Raw genomic sequence first — 19,545 nt, 5'->3', positions numbered from 1 at the left:
CCGAAGAAGTCCGAAGAAGTCCGAAGAAGTCCGAAGGAGACGGTGCCCGCGCCCCGCTCAGTCCTGCCCGTAGCGCGGGTCCACCGTCTCCGGGGACAGCCCCAGCAGCTCCGCCACCTGCTCCACGACGATCTCGTGGACCAGCAGCGCCTTCTCGTCGCGCGTTTTCGTACGGATCTCCACCGGCCGGCGGAAGACCACGATCCGGGCCGGCCGGCCCTCGCGCGGCTCCGAGACCCCGCCCAGCGGCACCGCCTCGTCGTTCCATCCGGCGTCCGGTCCGCCCGGCGGTCCCGGTACGTCACCGACGAGGAACTCCACCTCGGCCAGCTGCGGCCAGCGCCGCTCCAGCCGCTCCACGGAGTCCCGTACGAGGTCCCCGAACAGCTCCGACCTGCTCGCCGACAGCGGCACCTGAGGGGGCGCCACCGGCCCGCGCATCCCGCGCCCGTGCCGGTCCCGGCGGCGCGGACGGGGCTCGGCTGGGGCCCCGGCCGGGGGCTGGGCAGGACGGGGAGGCAGCGGGCTGTCGGTCACCCCCGCAGGGTAGCTCTCGGCACGACACGGGGGAGTGAGCGGCGGGAGAGTCGTCGCGGCCCGGTCAAGAGTGCGGTACCGTCCAACGTCGTGAGCCTTGTACGTCGTTGTTCGCGCACCGCGTGCGGCCGCCCTGCCGTCGCGACACTGACGTACGTCTACGCCGATTCGACCGCAGTTCTCGGCCCGCTCGCCACCTATGCCGAGCCCCACTGCTACGACCTGTGCGCCGAGCACTCCGAGCGCCTGACCGCCCCGCGCGGCTGGGACGTCGTCCGCCTGTCCGACGGCTCCGGGCCGTCGCGCCCCAGCGGCGACGACCTCGAAGCCCTCGCCAACGCCGTCCGCGAAGCGGCCCGCCCCCCCGAGCGCGCGGCGGAGGCCGGAGGATCCGCGGCCCGCGGCCCGGCCACCGGCGAGACCCGTCGCGGACACCTGCGCGTCCTGAGATCGCCCGATTCCTGACGCTCCGACCGTCTGAAGAGCGGGTACCGGTTCAAGGTAGGTTGGCCGGACCGCACAGAACCTTCAGGAGGGCAGGCAGTGGCCGCAGATCTTTCGAACATCGTCAAGGCGTATGACGTGCGTGGTGTCGTGCCGGACGAGTGGGACGAGTCGTTGGCGGAGCTGTTCGGTGCCGCGTTCGTGGAGGTCGTGGGTGCGTCGGCGATCGTGATCGGTCATGACATGCGGCCGTCGTCGCCGGGTCTGTCGGCTGCTTTCGCGCGGGGTGCGGCGGCGCGGGGTGTGGATGTGACGTTGATCGGTCTGTGTTCGACGGATCAGTTGTATTACGCGTCGGGTTCGCTGGGTCTGCCGGGTGCGATGTTCACGGCTTCGCACAATCCCGCGCGGTACAACGGGATCAAGCTGTGCCGGGCGGGTGCCGCTCCGGTGGGTCAGGACACGGGTCTGTCGCAGATCCGCGGGCTGGTGGAGAGGTGGTCGGTCGAGGGTGTTCCGGCGGTTCCGGGGGGCACGGTCCCCGGCAGGGTCACGGAGCAGGACACCCTGACCGGTTATGCCGCCCATCTCAAGGGGCTGGTGGACCTGGGGTCGGTCCGTCCGCTGAAGGTGGTGGTGGACGCGGGCAACGGGATGGGTGGTCACACGGTTCCGACGGTGTTCGAGGGTCTGCCGCTGGATGTGGTGGCCATGTACTTCGAGTTGGACGGGACGTTCCCGAACCACGAGGCGAATCCGCTGGATCCGAAGAACATCGTGGATCTGCAGGCGCGTGTCCTGGTGGAGGGCGCGGATCTGGGTATCGCGTTCGACGGGGATGCGGACCGGTGTTTCATCGTGGACGAGCGGGGCCGGGGCGTCTCCCCGTCGGCGGTCACGGCGCTGGTCGCGGCGCGTGAGCTGGCGCGCAACGGTGGTACCGGCACGGTGATCCACAACCTGATCACGTCGTGGTCGGTGCCGGAGGTGGTCCGTGAGAACGGGGGCACCCCGGTCCGTACCCGTGTCGGGCATTCCTTCATCAAGGAGGAGATGGCGAAGACGGGTGCGATCTTCGGTGGTGAGCATTCGGCGCACTATTACTTCAAGGATTTCTGGAACGCGGACACGGGGATGCTGGCCGCGTTGCATGTGCTGGCGGCCCTGGGCGGTCAGGACGGTCCGTTGTCGGGTCTGGTGGCTTCGTACGACCGGTATGCGGGTTCGGGTGAGATCAACTCGACGGTCGGTGACCAGGCGGGCCGTCTGGCGGCGGTGAAGGCGGTCTACGGGGGTGTCGGGGGTGTCACGATCGATGAGCTGGACGGTCTGACGGCGACGGGCGAGGACTGGTGGTTCAACGTGCGTGCCTCGAATACGGAGCCGTTGCTGCGTTTGAACGTGGAGGCTCGTGACGAGGTGACGCTGGCGAAGGTCCGCGACGAGGTGCTGGGCCTGATCCGGGCCTGATCTGGGGGAGGCGGCGGGGGCTGTCCGCAGCCCCCGCCGCGCCTTCCGGCCGAGGTGGCCCGCACCCGGGCCCGCACCCGGGAAAGGCCCCGTCAAGCCGCACCGCAGGTGACTCGGCGGTACGCTGACCTCGCCGCACCGCAGAACCATCCGCATCCCCGAAGGGAACCCGCCCCATGCCGCTCGAAGCCGGTCTTCTGGAGATCCTCGCCTGCCCCGCCTGCCACTCGCCCCTCGAGGACAAGTCGGCCGACGAGACGGCTCCCGAGCTGATCTGCACCGGTCAGGACTGCGGCCTCGCCTACCCGGTCCGTGACGGAATCCCGGTCCTCCTCGTGGACGAGGCCCGCCGCCCCGCCTGACCCCACACGCGCCGACACCGCCGGAGGCCGCCATGCTCGACGAGTCGCTCCTCGACGCACCGGACGATCTCGCCCGCGCCGACCGGCGGGGCCTGCTACGAGGCGCCGCGGAAGCCGGGGCCAGGGTCCGCACCGCGGCCCGGCACGCGGCCGAAGCCGGCCTCGCCGACCTGCATCCCGACGGCCGCCCCCGCGCGGTCCTGATCGCCGGCGCCGGAACCGCCGCCACCGGAGTCGCCGACCTGCTCGGCGCCCTCGCCGGAGCCTCCGCGCCCGTCATCCGCCTGGACCCCACCGGCGTCGCGCACGCCTCCGGCGCCCTGCGCTGGACCCTGCCCGGCTGGGCCGGCTCCGTGGACCTGCTCCTCATCGCCACCACCGACGGCACCGAGCCGGGCCTCGGCGTCCTCGCCGAGCAGGCCTACCGGCGCGGCTGCAACGTCGTCGCCGTCGCGCCCGAGCGCTCACCGCTGAGCGAGGCCGTGGACGGCGCGCACGGACTCCTCGTACCGATGGCCAAGGCCCCGTACCAGGAGTACGACGAGTCCGCCGCGGCCGGACCCGGCGCCCTGTGGGCCCTGCTGACCCCGCTGCTGGTGCTCCTCGACAAGGTCGGCCTGGTCAGTGCCGCACCCAGCGCCCTCCAGCTCGTCGCGGACCGGCTCGACCGCACCGCTGAGCGCTGCGGACCCGCCATCGCGACCTACTCCAACCCGGCCAAGACCCTCGCCTCCGAGCTCGCCGACTCCCTCCCGCTCATCTGGAGCGAGGGCACCGGCGCCGGCCCCGCCGGCCGCCGCTTCGCCGCCACCCTCGCCGAGCTCGCCGGCCGCCCCGCCCTGGCCGCGGCCCTCCCCGAGGCACTGCCCTCGCACGGTGTGCTGCTCGCCGGCTCCTTCGCCGCCGGGGCCGATCCCGAAGACTTCTTCCGTGACCGGGTCGAAGAGCCCCAGGCTCTCCGCGCCCGCATCGTCCTGCTGCGTGACCGGCCGGCCGGCGGGCTTTCCGCCGCCCCTGCCGCACGCGAGCTCGCCCTCAGCCACGACACGGCCATCAGCGAGCTCGAACCGGAGGAGGGGGTGGAGCTGGAGCAGCTCGCCGAGCTCCTCGCCGTCACGGATTTCGCCACCGCCTACCTGGCGCTGGCTTCCGGGGGACACAGCTGAGGTACACGTCCGTACCCGGCTCTATCCAGGAAGACGACGATGGACCGCCTGACGAACACGATCCGCCCCTACGCCTGGGGATCGACCACCGCCATCCCCCACCTGCTCGGCGCGCTGCCCACCGGTGAACCCCAGGCCGAGCTGTGGATGGGCGCCCACCCGGGCGCACCGTCCCGCATCGACCGCGGAGCCGGCGAGGAGGCCCTCTCGGACGTCATCACCGCCGACCCCGAGGGCGAACTCGGCGCCGCCACCGTCGCGCGGTTCGGCCCCCGGCTGCCCTTCCTCCTCAAGGTCCTCGCCGCCGGCGCCCCCCTCTCCCTCCAGGTCCACCCGGACCTCGCCCAGGCCAAGGCGGGATTCGAGGACGAGGAGCGGCGCGGCATCCCGATCGACGCGGGCCACCGCAACTACAAGGACCCCAACCACAAGCCCGAGATGCTCTGCGCGCTCACTCCGTTCGAGGGGCTGTGCGGCTTCCGTCCCCCGCTGCACTCCGCCGACCTGCTCGAAGGCCTCGGAGTCGGTTCCCTCAAGCCGTACGCCGACCTGCTGCGCGCCCACCCCGAGCACGCCGCGCTGCGCGAGGTGCTCACCGCCGTACTGACCGCCGACCGCGAGGAGATGGCCCGTACCGTCGCCGAGACCGCGGCCGCCGCCGAGCGCCTGGGCGGCCCGTACGCCCCGTACGCCCGCCTCGTCCACGACTACCCCGGCGACCCGGGCGTCATCGCGGCCATGCTCCTCAACCACTTCCGACTCCAGCCCGGCGAGGCGGTGTTCCTCGGCGCGGGCGTCCCGCACGCCTACATCGAGGGCCTCGGCGTAGAGCTGCTGGCCAACTCCGACAACGTGCTGCGCGCCGGGCTCACCCCCAAACACGTGGACGTGCCGGAGCTGCTGAAGATCGTGAAGTTCGAGTCCGGCGACCCGAAGGTGCTGCGTCCCGAAGGCGACGGCGAGGAGGTCTACGAGACGCCCATCGAGGAGTTCCGGCTCTCCCGCTTCCTCCTCGCGCCCGGCGCTGCCTCGCGCGTGCTCCCCGAGGACACGGCGCAGATCCTGCTCTGCACGGCCGGTTCACCCCGCGTGGGCGAACTGTCCCTGACCCCGGGCGAGTCGGTGTACGTACGGGCAGGGGAAAAGGCCGAACTGTCCGGAACGGGCACCGTCTTCCGGGCCACCGTGGTGGTCTGACGCGGCGTCCGGCACGGCAGCTGCAACAATGTGCGGCCGGTAGTCAGTGGCTAGGAAGGACACCCTGCACCCATGAGCGCGTCGGGCGGTACCAAGGCGATCGTGGCGGCACTCGCCGCCAACCTCGCCATCGCTGTAGCCAAATTCGTGGCGTTCCTCTTCAGCGGCTCCTCGTCGATGCTCGCGGAAAGCGTCCACTCGCTGGCGGACTCCGGGAACCAGGGGCTGCTGCTCCTCGGCGGGAAGAAGGCCAAGCGCGAGGCGACCCCGCAGCACCCGTTCGGGTACGGGCGCGAGCGCTACATCTACGCGTTCCTCGTCTCGATCGTGCTCTTCACCGTCGGTGGCATGTTCGCCATCTACGAGGGCATCGAGAAGATCAACCACCCGCACGCGATCGAGGCCTGGTACTGGCCGGTCGGCGTCCTCGTCTTCGCGATCATCGCCGAGAGCTTCTCCTTCCGCACCGCGATCAAGGAGTCGAACGAGATCCGCGGAAGGCAGACCTGGAGCCAGTTCATCAAGCGGGCCAAGGCCCCCGAGCTGCCCGTGGTGCTCCTGGAGGATCTCGGCGCGCTCGTCGGCCTGGTGCTCGCCCTCGGTGGTGTCGGCATCGCCCTGCTGACCGGCAACGGCGTCTGGGACGGCATCGGCACCCTGTGCATCGGCGTCCTGCTCATCATCATCGCCATCGTCCTGGCCGCGGAGACCAAGTCCCTGCTGCTCGGCGAGGCCGCGGGCACCGACGAGGTCGACAAGATCAACGCGGCGCTCGTCGACGGGGTCGTCGTCACCCGTGTGATCCACATGCGGACCCTGCACCTCGGCCCCGAGGAACTGCTGGTCGCCGCCAAGATCGCCGTCGAGGGCCACGACACCGCGACGCAGGTGGCGGACGCGATCAACGCCGCCGAGGCCCGCATCCGCGAAGCCGTCCCGATCGCCCGGGTGATCTACCTGGAGCCGGACATCTACCGCCCGGACACCGTCAAGTAGTCCGCAGGCGTACGGCGAAGGCCCCCGCGAGCCCACACGGCCCGCCGGGGCCTTCGCCGTAACCCCTCTCAGACCCCCGGCGGCACCCGGCCCGCGTACGCCGGCTCCTGCGCCACGGCCGCTCCCGCGCGGCGGCGCAGCCGCAGCGCGGCGAAGCCGGACACCGCTCCGGCGGCCAGCACGGCGGCCCCGGCGAACACCGCCGTGCGCAAGCCGGCGACCAGCGGATGGCCCGTGCCGACGACCGTGCCCTTCACGGCCGATACGGGCACCGTCCCGCCTTCCGTGTGCCGGTACCGGTAGCGGGAGTCCGCGGAGTTGCCGCGGGTGTCGCCCAGCACGAACAGCCGGTCCTTCGGCACCGTCACGTCGAACGCTCCGGGCGACCCCGCCACCGGGTCGCCGTCCAGGACGTACGGCTCCTCCAGCGGCTTCCCGTTCAAGGTCAGCGTCCGGTCCCCGGGCCGGTAGGCGATGCGGTCGCCGCCCACCGCGACGACCCGTTCCACTTGCAGGCCCCGCTCGGCCCACACCGAGCCGTCGAAGAGCACCACGTCGCCCCGGTCCACCCCGGGAGCCAACGTGTTGACCACCATCGACCCGCCCGCCGACAGGGTCGGCCGCATGTGGTCCGACGTCATGACCCGCGTCGGCGTGAAGAGGTACCCGCCCAGCCCTCCGGCAGAGCTCACGGCCCCGCCCAGCACCAGCAGCACCACCGATGCCACCTCGAGCCGGTGTCCCGGAGCCCTGCCCCGCATTGCCACGATCCCGCCCTGCTCTCCTCGGTTCCACGTGCCGCCGAACTGTACGGCTCGGCGCCGCCGGGAACGCCGACGGGGTCCCGCATCAGGTGCGGGACCCCGTCGGGCGGAGCTTCGGCTCCTTGCTGCGGCTACTGGATCTCGCGCAGCACGTCCAGGATCGCGGGCTCGTCCGGGGCGCTCTGCAGGCGCTCACGGAACCCGCCGTCCATCAGCTTGCGCGACAGCAGCGCCAGGATCCGCAGGTGCTCGTCACCGGCCGCGGCCTCCGGCACCGAGATCATGAAGATCAGCCGGGCCTTCGTCCCGTCCAGCGCGCCCCACTCGATGCCCTCGTCGGACCGGGCGAAGCCGACCGTGGGCCGGGTCACCGCGTCCGTCTTGGCGTGCGGGATCGCGATCGACTCTCCGAGACCGGTCGTCCCCTGCGCCTCCCGGGCGAGGGCGACCCGTACGAGCTCGTCCACGTCCTGGACGTTGCCGGTGGAGGCCAGCATCTCCGCCATCTCGCGGATCGCCGCCTCCTTGGAGCCGGCGGCCAGCTCCGTCCTCACCGTCTGCCCGGTGAGGTATCCGGAGAGCACCTCGGGCTGCCCGGAGGCCGGGGCGGCGGCAACGGCCGCGGCCGGGGCCTGCGCCCGTCCGGCGGCTGCCTCGGCACCCGAACCCGAAGCCGAACCCGCGCCCGCGCCCACGCCGGCCAGGACCGGCTCGGGGGCGAGCACCCGCGGCGCGCCGCGGCCGTCCCGGCGCTGCTTGATCTCGATCAGCGCGTTCGTGGTCAGCGCGGTGACGACCGTGCCCGCCGCGATCGCGACGAAGAACATCGCGACCCCGCTGACGGCGCCGAACGCCGCGACGATCGGACCGCCGTGCGGCACCGAGTCCTCGACCCCGGACAGGCCCGCGAGGGCACCGGCCACCGCGCCGCCCAGCATGTTCGCCGGAATGACCTGCGCCGGCCGCGCGGCGGCGAACGGAATGGCGCCCTCGGAGATGCCGAAGAAGCCCATGAACAGCGCGGCGATGCCCGTCTCCCGCTCCTGGTCGGAGTAGAGCTTGCGGCGCAGCAGCGTCGCCAGGCCCTGGCCGAGCGGCATCACCGGGATCGCGGCGGCGGCCATGCCCATGACCGCGTTGTTGGTGCCGATCAGACCCACGGCGACGAGGAAGGCCGTCTTGTTGACCGGGCCGCCCATGTCGAAGGCGATCATCAGACCGATCAGCGCGCCGAGCACGATCGCACTGGAACCGGTCATCCCGTTCAGCCAGTTGGTCAGGTGCGTGAACAGCCAGGAGATGGGCTGGCCGATCACGTAGATGTAGAACAGGCCGAGCGCGACCGTCGACACGATCGGGATCACGATGATCGGCATGATCGGCTGGACGAACTTGGGGACCTTGACCTTCTTGATCCAGATGACCAGATAGCCCGCCAGGAAACCGGTCGCGATCGCTCCCAGGAAGCCCGCGTTGGCCTCGGCCCCGTAGATGTTCACGGCGTCGGCGGCGAGGAAGCCGCCGATCATGCCGGGTACGAGGGCCGGCCGGTCGCCGAGCGCGTAGGCGATGTAGCCGGAGAAGATCGGCAGCATCAGCTTGAAGCCGAGGCCGCCCAGTGCGTTGACGTAGAACCAGAAGGAGTCCTTGTCGAACTCGATGCCCTCGGGCGTGGAATGCCCGCCGAGCGCGATCGAGATGGCCAGCAGCAGACCGCCCACGACCACGAACGGGATCATGTGCGAGACGCCGTTCATCAGCGCCTTGTACGCCGCCCCGCGCTCCCGGCCGCCGCCCGCGGCCCCGCTCCCGCCGCTGCCCGCACCCGCGGCCGTACCGGCCTGGACCGGCGCGGTCCGCACGCGTTCGATCAGCTCCTCCGGCTTGTGTATGCCGTCCGCGACACCGGTGGACAGGACGCGCTTGCCCGCGAAGCGCTCGCGGTCGACCTCCTTGTCGGCGGCGATGATGATGCCGTCCGCCTCTCTGACATCGTTGTCAGAGAGCACGTTCTCGGCCCCGATGGAGCCCTGCGTCTCCACCTTCATGTCGATGCCGAGACGGTCGGCTGCCTGCTGGAGCTTCTCCGCGGCCATGTACGTGTGCGCGATCCCGGTGGGACACGCGGTGACGGCGAGCAGCTTCAGGCGCTTCTGCCCCGCCCCGGACGTCGGCTGGGAGGTGTCCCCAGCGCCCCCGCTTGCGGGAGGGCCTGCCGGACTGGTCACTGAAATCTCCTTACGCCGTGGGGCCACCTGCGGGATCGCGCGACCGAGCACGCATTCCGATCCACCGGCATCCTTCCCCAGGTAAGGGATGGATCAAAAGTCCGAAAGGCCCTGAACCTGCCTGCCGGAAGGCCTGAACCCAAGCCATGACTTGCCCCCCGCCAACTGGGGGAGGCTGGGCCGATCGGTGTAGATTCGTCATCAGTGTCAGGCGTCGCTGCTGATGGCGGTCGGGCGGTCCTTCGTGACCGGCCGAGGGGAGAGAGGGCCCCCGACGGACTGTGCTCGGTGCGCCGCTTCCTGCTCACGCACGGCAGGCGCACGGCTCAGCCGTACCCACCCTCTCGAACCATGAGGAGCAGCACCCATGGACTTCAAGGTCGCAGACCTTTCCCTCGCCGCCTTCGGCCGCAAGGAGATCACGCTGGCCGAGCACGAGATGCCGGGCCTGATGTCGATCCGCGCCGAATACGCGCAGACCCAGCCGCTGGCCGGCGCCCGCATCACCGGCTCCCTGCACATGACCGTGCAGACCGCCGTGCTCATCGAGACCCTCGTCGCCCTCGGCGCCGACGTCCGCTGGGCCTCCTGCAACATCTTCTCGACCCAGGACCACGCGGCCGCCGCCATCGCGGTCGGCCCGAACGGCACCCCGGAGAACCCGCAGGGCGTCCCCGTCTTCGCCTGGAAGGGCGAGACGCTGGAGGAGTACTGGTGGTGCACGGAGCAGGCGCTGACCTGGCCGAACACCCCCACCGGCGGCCCGAACATGATCCTCGACGACGGTGGTGACGCCACCCTCCTCGTCCACAAGGGCGTCGAGTTCGAGAAGGCCGGCGCGGCCCCGGACCCGTCGACGGCGGACTCCGAGAAGTACGCCCACATCCTCACGCTCCTGAACCGCACCCTCGGCGAGGCCCCGCAGAAGTGGACGCAGCTCGCGTCCGAGATCCGCGGCGTGACGGAGGAGACCACCACCGGTGTCCACCGCCTCTACGAGATGATGGCCGAGGGCAGCCTGCTCTTCCCGGCGATCAACGTGAACGACGCCGTGACGAAGTCGAAGTTCGACAACAAGTACGGCTGCCGCCACTCGCTGATCGACGGCATCAACCGTGCCACCGACGTCCTGATCGGCGGCAAGGTCGCCGTGGTCTGCGGCTACGGCGACGTCGGCAAGGGCTGTGCGGAGTCGCTGCGCGGCCAGGGTGCGCGGGTCATCGTGACCGAGATCGACCCGATCTGCGCGCTGCAGGCGGCGATGGACGGCTACCAGGTCGCCACGCTGGACGACGTGGTGGAGACGGCCGACATCTTCATCACCACGACCGGCAACAAGGACATCATCATGGCCTCGGACATGGCCAAGATGAAGCACCAGGCGATCGTGGGCAACATCGGCCACTTCGACAACGAGATCGACATGGCCGGTCTCGCGAAGATCGAGGGCATCGTCAAGGACGAGGTCAAGCCGCAGGTCCACACCTGGAAGTTCGCCGACGGCAAGGTCCTGATCGTGCTGTCGGAGGGCCGTCTGCTCAACCTGGGCAACGCGACCGGCCACCCGTCCTTCGTGATGTCGAACTCGTTCGCGGACCAGACGCTGGCGCAGATCGAGCTGTTCACCAAGCCCTCGGAGTACCCGACCGACGTCTACGTGCTGCCCAAGCACCTCGACGAGAAGGTCGCCCGCCTGCACCTCGACGCGCTGGGCGTGCGCCTGACCACCCTGCGCCCGGAGCAGGCCGAGTACATCGGCGTCAAGGTCGAGGGCCCGTACAAGCCCGACCACTACCGCTACTGATCACCGCGCGGCAGTAGCAGCAGCACGTCACGCAGGCCCCCGGCTCCCATGCCGGGGGCCTGCCCCGTACCCATCCAAGGACCGACACGATGCCCCGCGGCCGCTACTCCCTGCACGACCCGCACGACCACGCCCCCCTCGGCGAGGAGCACTTCCACTGTGCCCCCGGACCCTCCGGCTGGCGCTACGTCTCCCAGCTGACCGCCCCGAACGGCGATCACCGGGGCTCCGTCGACCTCGCCGTCGACGAACTCGGCCGGCCCATCCGCCTCGAGGTGAACGCGTCGAGCTGGCAGGTGCGCGGGGCCGCCATCGACGGCGTCACCTGGGTCCGCACCGACCCCACCGGCGCCGAGGCCACCGAGGGCAACGTCCACGCCCCCGGCTTCACCGGCACCTCGCCGGCCTTCCTCATCGCGACGGCCCGCCTGCTGCGGCTGACCCCCGGCGCCCCCGCCACCCGCGTCCGGCTCCTCGCCCTCACCGATCCGGTACTGGCCCCCCGTACGGTCGACCAGGCCTGGGCCCTGCTGCGCCGCGAGGAACACCCCGCCGACAGCGGCCCGCTCCTGGTGGACGAGTACCAGGTCAGCGCCCTGGACACCGGCGAGGTCCACACGGTCCACATCGCGGGCGACGTGGTCCTGTCCGCTCCCGGCATCGAACTCGAACACCTGGAGACCCCGCCCTCGGTCTTCGAGGAGTGACCCCTCAGGCCGGCGGCGCGAACCCACCGGCGCGGGGCGCCACCGCGGGGGCGACCGGCGCGGTGGGCGCGGTGGGCGCCACGGGTGCCACGGGTGCGACGGGCGCGGCACCGGCCACGGGACCGTGGCCGGGCGGGCGACCGTACGCGGGCAGCTGCCCGGCCCCGGCCCCGGGCACTCCCGAGGCCGCGGGAGCCGGACCGTACCCGGGGACGGCGGCGCCGGGCACCGGGCCGGCAGGGAAGGCCCGGGCGGCATCCCGCGACTGCCGCTCGTGCACCACGGCCATCAGGAACGCCGCGGCCGGCACGCCCGCCGGCGCGGGCGCCCCGGTCCGCGCGACCAGATCGTCAGCGAGCCGCGCCGCCATCGCCGCGCCGACCCGCGGGTCCAGCTGGTTCATCCGCGTCAGGTACTGGCGTATCGCCAGCCACAGCCCGTCCGGCACCGCCGACAGGTCCAGCCCGGTGAAGCGCCCCGCCAGCCACGGCGGCGGCGGAGGCACCGGCATCACCCGCGCCCCCGGCACCCGCTCCCGGACGACCAGGGTCCCCGCGAACACGTCCCCGAGCCGTCGCCCGCGCGCCGACACCAGCGAGGCGATGCACGCCACCGCCCCGAAGGTCATCAGCAGCTCCACCACGCCCAGGGCCCCGCGCACCAGCGCGTGACGGAACCGGATCGGCCCGCCGTCGTCCCGTACGACCCGCAGCCCGCAGGCCAGCTTGCCCAGCGAACGGCCGTGGCTGAGCGTCTCCACCGCGATCGGCACGCCGACCAGCAGCAGTACGAAGGAGGCCACCGTCACGGCGGCCCGCGCCGCCACGTCGAGCGAGGAGGTCGCGAAGGTCAGGCCGACGGACAGGATCACGTACCCGGCGACGTACACGACCAGGTCGAGGACGATCGCCAGCGCGCGGCTCGGCAGCCTCGCCGGCCTCAAGCCCAGGACGACCGCGTCCCCCGTCACCAGATCGCTCACCATCAGCACCTTTCGCATGACCTGCCCCGCCCCTGAGGCATCCAGTCTGCCAAGCTGACCACACGAGGAATAGCCAGCAGCAGGGGCACTGGGGCAGGGGAGCGGCAACCGGATGGATCTCGACGTCTTCGTGACGGCACACCGCGCGGAATGGGACCGCCTGGAGCAGCTCCTGGGCCGCGGCCGCAAGCTGACCGGTGCCGAGGCCGACGAACTCGTCGCCCTCTACCAGCGCACGTCCACCCATCTCTCCCTCGTGCAGTCCAGCGCCCCCGACCCCGTGCTCACGGGCCGCCTCACCCAGCTGGTCGCCCGCGCCCGCGCCACCGTGACGGGCACCCGCCGGGCGGGCTGGCGCGACGCCGTTCTCTTCTTCACGGTCGGCTTCCCCGCGGCGGTCTACCGCAGCCGCCGCTGGTGGATACCGACGGCCCTGCTCTCCACCGCGCTCGGCGTGCTCATCGGCTGGTGGATCGCGACGCACCCGGAGGTGCAGGGCGCCATCGCGGCCCCCGAGCACCTCAAGGAGCTCACGAAGCCCGGCGGCCAGTACGAGACGTACTACTCCAGCAACCCGGCGGGCTCCTTCGCGGCCCAGGTCTGGACGAACAACGCCCAGGCGGCGGCGATCTGCCTGGTGCTGGGCGCCTTCCTCGGCCTGCCGGTGCTCTGGATCCTCTTCCTGAACATGGCCAACCTCGGTGTGGGCCTCGGGCTGATGGCCTCGGCGGGCCGCCTGGACGTGTTCCTCGGCCTGATCCTCCCGCACGGCCTGCTCGAACTGACGGCGGTCTTCGTCGCCGCGGGCACCGGCCTGCGGCTCGGCTGGACGGTCATCGACCCGGGCCCCCGCACACGGCGCACGGCCCTCGCCGAACAGGGCCGCGCGGCCCTCGGCATGGCCATCGGCCTCGCGGCGGTCCTGTTCGTCTCGGGCCTGATCGAAGGCTTCGTCACCCCGTCAGGCCTGCCCACCTGGGCCCGCATCACCATCGGCGTCGTCGCCGAGGCCGCGTTCCTGCTCTACGTCTACGTCCTGGGCGGCAGGGCCGCACGGGCCGGCGAGGCGGGCGACGTCGAGGCCGCCGACCGCACGGCGACGCTCCCCACCGCGGCCTGATGTGCGGACGGGCCCTCCGAGCTGCTAGTCTCCTCAGGTCCCGGAAGTCCTGTTGACACAGGACGGACGGGGAGGTAGATTCGAACGGTTGCCTCGGACTGGACAAGTTCGGCAGCGACGGTTTAGAGTCCTTCTCGCCCCTGCAAGGAATGCAATTCCAGCGGGGCTCAATCGACTCCTCATTCGGGAATCCGAAGCCGGTAAATCCGGTGGAAAGCTTCTGATAGAGTCGGAATCGCCGGAAAGGGAAAGCGCGAAAGCGCAGGACCTGGAAAGCGCCGAGGAAGTCGGGCCCGAAAGAGTCTGATAGAGTCGGAAACGCAAGAACGACAGAACGAAAGCCCGGAGGAAAGCCCCAGTAAGTGTTACTGAGGGTGAGTACAAAGGAAGCGTCCGTTCCTTGAGAACTCAACAGCGTGCCAAAAATCAACGCCAGAAGTTGATACCCCGTTCCACTTCGGTGGATCGAGGTTCCTTTGAAAAAGACCTGTGAGGCTTCCTTGTGGAGTGCTTGCAGGCAATTACACAGCGAGGACGCAGTGGACGGTCGGTCTTATTCCGACATGATCGTCCCGCTCTACGTGATGTGTGCACCCGATTACGGGTAAACATTCATGGAGAGTTTGATCCTGGCTCAGGACGAACGCTGGCGGCGTGCTTAACACATGCAAGTCGAACGATGAAGCCCTTCGGGGTGGATTAGTGGCGAACGGGTGAGTAACACGTGGGCAATCTGCCCTTCACTCTGGGACAAGCCCTGGAAACGGGGTCTAATACCGGATACCACTCCTGCCTGCATGGGCGGGGGTTGAAAGCTCCGGCGGTGAAGGATGAGCCCGCGGCCTATCAGCTTGTTGGTGGGGTAATGGCCCACCAAGGCGACGACGGGTAGCCGGCCTGAGAGGGCGACCGGCCACACTGGGACTGAGACACGGCCCAGACTCCTACGGGAGGCAGCAGTGGGGAATATTGCACAATGGGCGAAAGCCTGATGCAGCGACGCCGCGTGAGGGATGACGGCCTTCGGGTTGTAAACCTCTTTCAGCAGGGAAGAAGCGAAAGTGACGGTACCTGCAGAAGAAGCGCCGGCTAACTACGTGCCAGCAGCCGCGGTAATACGTAGGGCGCAAGCGTTGTCCGGAATTATTGGGCGTAAAGAGCTCGTAGGCGGCTTGTCACGTCGGATGTGAAAGCCCGAGGCTTAACCTCGGGTCTGCATTCGATACGGGCTAGCTAGAGTGTGGTAGGGGAGATCGGAATTCCTGGTGTAGCGGTGAAATGCGCAGATATCAGGAGGAACACCGGTGGCGAAGGCGGATCTCTGGGCCATTACTGACGCTGAGGAGCGAAAGCGTGGGGAGCGAACAGGATTAGATACCCTGGTAGTCCACGCCGTAAACGTTGGGAACTAGGTGTTGGCGACATTCCACGTCGTCGGTGCCGCAGCTAACGCATTAAGTTCCCCGCCTGGGGAGTACGGCCGCAAGGCTAAAACTCAAAGGAATTGACGGGGGCCCGCACAAGCAGCGGAGCATGTGGCTTAATTCGACGCAACGCGAAGAACCTTACCAAGGCTTGACATATACCGGAAAGCATTAGAGATAGTGCCCCCCTTGTGGTCGGTATACAGGTGGTGCATGGCTGTCGTCAGCTCGTGTCGTGAGATGTTGGGTTAAGTCCCGCAACGAGCGCAACCCTTGTCCTGTGTTGCCAGCATGCCCTTCGGGGTGATGGGGACTCACAGGAGACCGCCGGGGTCAACTCGGAGGAAGGTGGGGACGACGTCAAGTCATCATGCCCCTTATGTCTTGGGCTGCACACGTGCTACAATGGCCGGTACAATGAGCTGCGATACCGCAAGGTGGAGCGAATCTCAAAAAGCCGGTCTCAGTTCGGATTGGGGTCTGCAACTCGACCCCATGAAGTCGGAGTTGCTAGTAATCGCAGATCAGCATTGCTGCGGTGAATACGTTCCCGGGCCTTGTACACACCGCCCGTCACGTCACGAAAGTCGGTAACACCCGAAGCCGGTGGCCCAACCCGTAAGGGAGGGAGCTGTCGAAGGTGGGACTGGCGATTGGGACGAAGTCGTAACAAGGTAGCCGTACCGGAAGGTGCGGCTGGATCACCTCCTTTCTAAGGAGCACAGTACCGATTGCAGGCAAATGTTCTGCACGGTCAGCTCATGGGTGGAACGTTGATTAGTTGGCACGGTTTCCCAGATGGATCACGAGTACTGCTTAGGCGTGGAAAGTGACTCACTGACGGGGGATCGTGCTTGGCACGTTGTTGGGTCCTGAAGGTACGGCCGTATGGTCATGTCTTCAGTGCCGGCCCCAGTGAACTTGTTCTCTTCGGAGTGCAGGGTGATGGGTGGCTGGTCGTTGTTTGAGAACTACACAGTGGACGCGAGCATCTGTGGCCAAGTTTTTAAGGGCGCACGGTGGATGCCTTGGCACCAGGAACCGATGAAGGACGTGAGAGGCCGCGATAGGCCCCGGGGAGCTGCCAACTGAGCTTTGATCCGGGGGTGTCCGAATGGGGAAACCCGGCAGTCGTCATGGGCTGTCACCCACTGCTGAACACATAGGCAGTGTGGAGGGAACGAGGGGAAGTGAAACATCTCAGTACCCTCAGGAAGAGAAAACAACCGTGATTCCGGGAGTAGTGGCGAGCGAAACCGGATGAGGCCAAACCGTATGCGTGTGATACCCGGCAGGGGTTGCGCATGCGGGGTTGTGGGAATTCTTTTGATCGGTCTGCCGGCCGGTCGGCGAGTCAGAAACCGTTGATGTAGTCGAAGGACATGCGAAAGGTCCGGCGTAGAGGGTAAGACCCCCGTAGACGAAACATCAGCGGCTTGCTTAAGAATCTCCCAAGTAGCACGGGGCCCGAGAAATCCCGTGTGAATCTGGCGGGACCACCCGCTAAGCCTAAATATTCCCTGGTGACCGATAGCGGATAGTACCGTGAGGGAATGGTGAAAAGTACCGCGGGAGCGGAGTGAAATAGTACCTGAAACCGTGTGCCTACAAGCCGTGGGAGCGTCGCTCATTGGGTTTACCCAATGGGTCGTGACTGCGTGCCTTTTGAAGAATGAGCCTGCGAGTTAGCGGTGTGTAGCGAGGTTAACCCGTGTGGGGAAGCCGTAGCGAAAGCGAGTCCGAATAGGGCGATTGAGTTGCACGCTCTAGACCCGAAGCGGAGTGATCTAGCCATGGGCAGGTTGAAGCGGAGGTAAGACTTCGTGGAGGACCGAACCCACCAGGGTTGAAAACCTGGGGGATGACCTGTGGTTAGGGGTGAAAGGCCAATCAAACTCCGTGATAGCTGGTTCTCCCCGAAATGCATTTAGGTGCAGCGTCGTGTGTTTCTTGCCGGAGGTAGAGCACTGGATAGGCGATGGGCCCTACCGGGTTACTGACCTTAGCCAAACTCCGAATGCCGGTAAGTGAGAGCACGGCAGTGAGACTGTGGGGGATAAGCTCCATGGTCGAGAGGGAAACAGCCCAGAGCATCGACTAAGGCCCCTAAGCGTACGCTAAGTGGGAAAGGATGTGGAGTCGCAGAGACAACCAGGAGGTTGGCTTAGAAGCAGCCACCCTTGAAAGAGTGCGTAATAGCTCACTGGTCAAGTGATTCCGCGCCGACAATGTAGCGGGGCTCAAGCGTACCGCCGAAGTCGTGTCATTGCAGCAATAGGGCCAACGCCTGCTGTGATGGGTAGGGGAGCGTCGTGTGCCGGGTGAAGCAGCAGCGGAAGCTAGTTGTGGACGGTTCACGAGTGAGAATGCAGGCATGAGTAGCGATACACACGTGAGAAACGTGTGCGCCGATTGACTAAGGGTTCCTGGGTCAAGCTGATCTGCCCAGGGTAAGTCGGGACCTAAGGCGAGGCCGACAGGCGTAGTCGATGGACAACCGGTTGATATTCCGGTACCCGCTTTGAAACGCCCAATATCGAATCAGGCGATGCTAAGTCCGTGAAGCCGTTCCGGACCCTTCGGGGAAAGGAAAGTGGTGGAGCCGACGAACCAGACTTGTAGTAGGTAAGCGATGGGGTGACGCAGGAAGGTAGTCCAGCCCGGGCGGTGGTTGTCCCGGGGTAAGGGTGTAGGCCGAGGGGTAGGCAAATCCGTCCCTCATATAAGGCTGAGACCTGATGCCGAGCCGATTGTGGTGAAGTGGATGATCCTATGCTGTCGAGAAAAGCCTCTAGCGAGTTTCATGGCGGCCCGTACCCTAAACCGACTCAGGTGGTCAGGTAGAGAATACCGAGGCGTTCGGGTGAACTATGGTTAAGGAACTCGGCAAAATGCCCCCGTAACTTCGGGAGAAGGGGGGCCATCACTGGTGATCGGACTTGCTCCGTGAGCTGGGGGTGGCCGCAGAGACCAGCGAGAAGCGACTGTTTACTAAAAACACAGGTCCGTGCGAAGCCGTAAGGCGATGTATACGGACTGACGCCTGCCCGGTGCTGGAACGTTAAGGGGACCGGTTAGTGCGCTTTCGGGCGTGCGAAGCTGAGAACTTAAGCGCCAGTAAACGGCGGTGGTAACTATAACCATCCTAAGGTAGCGAAATTCCTTGTCGGGTAAGTTCCGACCTGCACGAATGGCGTAACGACTTCTCGACTGTCTCAACCATAGGCCCGGTGAAATTGCACTACGAGTAAAGATGCTCGTTTCGCGCAGCAGGACGGAAAGACCCCGGGACCTTTACTACAGTTTGATATTGGTGTTCGGTTCGGCTTGTGTAGGATAGGTGGGAGACTTTGAAGCAGCCACGCCAGTGGTTGTGGAGTCGCCGTTGAAATACCACTCTGGTCGTGCTGGATGTCTAACCTCGGTCCGTGATCCGGATCAGGGACAGTGTCTGATGGGTAGTTTAACTGGGGCGGTTGCCTCCCAAAGGGTAACGGAGGCGCCCAAAGGTTCCCTCAGCCTGGTTGGCAATCAGGTGTTGAGTGTAAGTGCACAAGGGAGCTTGACTGTGAGACCGACGGGTCGAGCAGGGACGAAAGTCGGGACTAGTGATCCGGCGGTGGCTTGTGGAAGCGCCGTCGCTCAACGGATAAAAGGTACCCCGGGGATAACAGGCTGATCTTCCCCAAGAGTCCATATCGACGGGATGGTTTGGCACCTCGATGTCGGCTCGTCGCATCCTGGGGCTGGAGTCGGTCCCAAGGGTTGGGCTGTTCGCCCATTAAAGCGGTACGCGAGCTGGGTTTAGAACGTCGTGAGACAGTTCGGTCCCTATCCGCTGTGCGCGTAGGAATATTGAGAAGGGCTGTCCCTAGTACGAGAGGACCGGGACGGACGAACCTCTGGTGTGCCAGTTGTCCTGCCAAGGGCATGGCTGGTTGGCTACGTTCGGGAGGGATAACCGCTGAAAGCATCTAAGCGGGAAGCCTGCTTCAAGATGAGTATTCCCACCTCCTTGAGAGGGTAAGGCTCCCAGTAGACGACTGGGTTGATAGGCCAGATGTGGAAGCCCGGTAACGGGTGAAGCTGACTGGTACTAATAGGCCGAGGGCTTGTCCTCAGTTGCTCGCGTCCACTGTGTTAGTTCTGAAATAACGAACAGCTGTGTTCATGCCAGCGTTCAAATTTCATAGTGTTTCGGTGGTCATAGCGTTAGGGAAACGCCCGGTTACATTCCGAACCCGGAAGCTAAGCCTTTCAGCGCCGATGGTACTGCAGGGGGGACCCTGTGGGAGAGTAGGACGCCGCCGAACAATCATTGCGGAAGCCCCGCACCAGGTATCT

13 protein-coding genes and 3 rRNA genes are annotated in these 19,545 nt (G+C 67.3%); 12 read left to right on the top strand and 4 right to left on the bottom strand.

Annotated features, from left to right (window positions below; genetic code table 11):
* Positions 1-57: 57 nt before the first annotated feature.
* Entirely contained in the window at positions 58-537 is a 480-nt protein-coding gene (locus tag ACTVZO_RS17355; protein WP_443299242.1) for a metallopeptidase family protein, read from the bottom strand.
* A 90-nt stretch (positions 538-627) separates the two neighbouring features.
* On the opposite strand from ACTVZO_RS17355, the gene ACTVZO_RS17350 reads away from it, so the two are divergent.
* The 6 genes from ACTVZO_RS17350 (at position 628) to ACTVZO_RS17325 (ending at position 6,172) form a co-directional block, all read left to right on the top strand.
* Positions 628-1,002, top strand: coding sequence for a DUF3499 domain-containing protein (locus ACTVZO_RS17350; RefSeq protein WP_384221232.1), 375 nt, complete (start codon positions 628-630; stop codon positions 1,000-1,002).
* A 78-nt stretch (positions 1,003-1,080) separates the two neighbouring features.
* Positions 1,081-2,451: a phosphomannomutase/phosphoglucomutase gene (locus ACTVZO_RS17345; protein ID WP_443299241.1), complete on the top strand. Its 1,371-nt coding sequence runs from the start codon at positions 1,081-1,083 to the stop codon at positions 2,449-2,451.
* 176 nt (positions 2,452-2,627) lie between these two features.
* A complete protein-coding gene (locus tag ACTVZO_RS17340) occupies positions 2,628-2,813 on the top strand; it encodes a Trm112 family protein (RefSeq protein ID WP_037797711.1) in 186 nt (61 codons plus the stop codon).
* Between the two features lie 32 nt (positions 2,814-2,845).
* Positions 2,846-3,979 (top strand): SIS domain-containing protein, encoded by a 1,134-nt coding sequence (locus ACTVZO_RS17335; RefSeq protein ID WP_443299240.1) that lies wholly within the window; start codon positions 2,846-2,848, stop codon positions 3,977-3,979.
* Between the two features lie 39 nt (positions 3,980-4,018).
* Complete coding sequence (gene manA / locus ACTVZO_RS17330; protein WP_443299239.1) at positions 4,019-5,176, top strand: mannose-6-phosphate isomerase, class I; 1,158 nt, start codon at positions 4,019-4,021, stop codon at positions 5,174-5,176.
* A 72-nt stretch (positions 5,177-5,248) separates the two neighbouring features.
* Entirely contained in the window at positions 5,249-6,172 is a 924-nt protein-coding gene (locus ACTVZO_RS17325; protein WP_443299238.1) for a cation diffusion facilitator family transporter, read from the top strand.
* A 68-nt stretch (positions 6,173-6,240) separates the two neighbouring features.
* Here the strand turns inward: ACTVZO_RS17325 and lepB are convergent, their stop codons facing one another.
* Together lepB and ACTVZO_RS17315 are read right to left on the bottom strand one after the other, a co-directional pair.
* The gene (gene lepB, locus ACTVZO_RS17320; RefSeq protein WP_443299237.1) at positions 6,241-6,891 is read right to left on the bottom strand and encodes a signal peptidase I; all 651 of its coding nucleotides are present in this window, start codon (positions 6,889-6,891) and stop codon (positions 6,241-6,243) included.
* Positions 6,892-7,067: 176 nt separating this feature from the next.
* On the bottom strand, positions 7,068-9,164 hold the full coding sequence (locus tag ACTVZO_RS17315) for a fructose-specific PTS transporter subunit EIIC (RefSeq protein WP_443299236.1): 2,097 nt from the start codon (positions 9,162-9,164) through the stop codon (positions 7,068-7,070).
* Positions 9,165-9,531: 367 nt separating this feature from the next.
* On the opposite strand from ACTVZO_RS17315, the gene ahcY reads away from it, so the two are divergent.
* Together ahcY and ACTVZO_RS17305 are read left to right on the top strand one after the other, a co-directional pair.
* Positions 9,532-10,968 (top strand): adenosylhomocysteinase, encoded by a 1,437-nt coding sequence (gene ahcY, locus ACTVZO_RS17310; RefSeq protein WP_443299235.1) that lies wholly within the window; start codon positions 9,532-9,534, stop codon positions 10,966-10,968.
* Positions 10,969-11,057: 89 nt separating this feature from the next.
* Entirely contained in the window at positions 11,058-11,675 is a 618-nt protein-coding gene (locus tag ACTVZO_RS17305) for a hypothetical protein (RefSeq protein WP_443299234.1), read from the top strand.
* Between the two features lie 4 nt (positions 11,676-11,679).
* Here the strand turns inward: ACTVZO_RS17305 and ACTVZO_RS17300 are convergent, their stop codons facing one another.
* Complete coding sequence (locus ACTVZO_RS17300) at positions 11,680-12,657, bottom strand: RDD family protein (RefSeq protein WP_443303200.1); 978 nt, start codon at positions 12,655-12,657, stop codon at positions 11,680-11,682.
* A gap of 112 nt (positions 12,658-12,769) precedes the next feature.
* Here ACTVZO_RS17300 and ACTVZO_RS17295 point away from each other — a divergent pair, with 112 nt between their 5' ends.
* The 4 genes from ACTVZO_RS17295 (at position 12,770) to rrf (ending at position 19,514) form a co-directional block, all read left to right on the top strand.
* Positions 12,770-13,777 carry a stage II sporulation protein M gene (locus ACTVZO_RS17295; RefSeq protein WP_443299233.1) on the top strand — a complete coding sequence of 336 codons (1,008 nt, stop codon included), beginning with the start codon at positions 12,770-12,772 and terminating at the stop codon, positions 13,775-13,777.
* A gap of 611 nt (positions 13,778-14,388) precedes the next feature.
* Positions 14,389-15,913, top strand: a 16S ribosomal RNA gene (locus ACTVZO_RS17290).
* 284 nt (positions 15,914-16,197) lie between these two features.
* Positions 16,198-19,321: ribosomal RNA gene (locus ACTVZO_RS17285) — 23S ribosomal RNA — on the top strand.
* A gap of 76 nt (positions 19,322-19,397) precedes the next feature.
* A 5S ribosomal RNA gene (gene rrf / locus ACTVZO_RS17280) occupies positions 19,398-19,514 on the top strand.
* Together the 16S, 23S and 5S rRNA genes form the textbook arrangement of a ribosomal RNA operon.
* Positions 19,515-19,545 lie beyond the last annotated feature (31 nt).

Origin of the sequence: Streptomyces sp. IBSNAI002 (genome assembly GCF_052244475.1) — a bacterium.
Lineage (GTDB): Bacteria > Actinomycetota > Actinomycetes > Streptomycetales > Streptomycetaceae > Streptomyces.
This window is presented reverse-complemented; position numbering and strand designations above follow the sequence as displayed.